Source organism: Streptomyces alkaliphilus (assembly GCF_014141535.1).
Lineage (GTDB): Bacteria > Actinomycetota > Actinomycetes > Streptomycetales > Streptomycetaceae > Streptomyces > Streptomyces alkaliphilus.
The window spans coordinates 1-945 of the sequence record NZ_VKHT01001434.1; the positions used below are offsets into that span (position 1 = coordinate 1).

2 protein-coding genes are annotated in these 945 nt (G+C 74.5%); both read left to right on the plus strand.

What is annotated here, in order from left to right; all coding sequences use genetic code 11:
* The first annotated feature begins 219 nt into the window (after positions 1 to 219).
* Positions 220 to 378, plus strand: a complete 159-nt coding sequence (locus FNQ90_RS24925; protein ID WP_173019629.1) for a hypothetical protein — start codon at positions 220 to 222, stop codon at positions 376 to 378.
* Positions 379 to 475: 97 nt separating this feature from the next.
* On the plus strand, positions 476 to 945 hold a 470-nt coding region (locus tag FNQ90_RS24930; RefSeq protein WP_182608395.1), incomplete at its 3' end, for an anthranilate synthase component II.

A 945-nucleotide genomic window follows, 5' to 3' on the forward strand; every position in this document is an offset into this window, starting at 1 on the left:
GGTCGGAACCCGACCCGACCCGGCCCGCCGTCCCCCGGGGCCGGGACCCGGCCCGAACCCGTCCCGCCGACGCCACCCGGGGGCGCCCCGGCGCGTCGTACTCTGGGGGCGCGCCGCCGCGCCCCGGTACGGGCACGCGCGACGCCGCCGCCCCGGGCACCCTCCGGGCGACGGAGGGGCGGAGGATCCGCCACGGGCAGAGAAGAGGAAACGGACGGCATGTACGGCTGGATCTGGCGGCACCTGCCGGGCAACACGCCGGTGCGCGCGCTGATCGCCCTGTGCCTGGTGCTCGGGGTGGTCTACCTGCTCTTCACGTACGTCTTCCCCTGGGCGGAGCCGATCCTGCCCTTCAACAACGTGACGGTCGAGGAGTGAACCGGGTGAGCGGGACGATCCGGGCGGCGGACGCACGCCGGGCCCCCCGTCCGGCCCGGCGACGCACCGGGACCACCGAAGTGAGGACGACGCGCCGATGAGTACCCGGATTCTCGTCGTGGACAACTACGACAGCTTCGTCTGGAACCTCGTGCAGTACCTCCAACAGCTCGACGCCGACTGCGAGGTGGTGCGCAACGACGCCGTGACGGTCGAGCGGGTCGCCGAGGGCGGCTTCGCGGGCGTGCTGCTCTCCCCCGGACCCGGCACCCCCGAGGAGGCCGGGGTCTGCGTGGAGATGGTCCGCCACTGCGCCGGGACCGGCGTCCCGGTCTTCGGCGTCTGCCTGGGGGTCCAGGCCATGGCGGTGGCCCACGGCGGGGTGGTGGACCGCGCCCCCGAACTGCTGCACGGCAAGACCTCGCGGATCGAGCACGCCGGCGCGGGGGTCTTCACCGGCCTGCCCTCGCCCTTCACCGTCACCCGCTACCACTCGCTGGCCGTGGTCGAGGGCACCCTCCCCGACTCGTTGGAGGTCACCGCCCGCACCGCGGTCACCTCGCGGGC

Excerpts from the sequence above, each read along its gene's own strand:
- FNQ90_RS24925 (WP_173019629.1), top strand. The coding sequence starts at position 220 with ATGTACGGCTGGATCTGGCGGCACCTGCCGGGCAACACGCCGGTGCGC.